The sequence below is a fragment of the Staphylococcus sp. EG-SA-15 genome, from assembly GCF_017151895.1.
GTDB lineage: Bacteria > Bacillota > Bacilli > Staphylococcales > Staphylococcaceae > Staphylococcus > Staphylococcus aureus.
The window spans coordinates 1-388 of sequence record NZ_JACVZN010000088.1 but is presented as its reverse complement, the minus strand read 5'-3'; the positions used below and the strand labels follow the sequence as shown (position 1 = coordinate 388).

General features: G+C 31.7%; 1 protein-coding gene. It reads left to right on the top strand.

What is annotated here, in order from left to right; translation table 11 throughout:
- Nucleotides 1-388 (top strand): DUF1542 domain-containing protein (locus IDG64_RS14460; RefSeq protein ID WP_206171365.1); only part of this gene is annotated, 388 nt, incomplete at both ends.

Below are 388 nucleotides of genomic sequence, written 5' to 3'. Positions count from 1 at the left end.
AATAAAGACGTTGATAAGCAAGTTCAATCATTAATTGACGAAATCGATCAAAATCCAAATCTAACAGATAAGGAAAAACAAGCACTTAAAGATCGAATTAATCAAATACTTCAACAAGGTCATAACGGCATTAACAATGCGATGACAAAAGAAGAAATTGAACAAGCCAAAGCACAACTTGCACAAGCATTACAAGACATCAAAGATTTAGTGAAAGCTAAAGAAAATGCGAAACAAGATATTGATAAACGTGTACAAGCTTTAATTGACGAAATCGATCAAAATCCAAATCTAACAGATAAGGAAAAACAAGCACTTAAAGATCGAATTAATCAAATACTTCAACAAGGTCATAACGACATTAACAATGCGCTGACTAAAGAAGAAA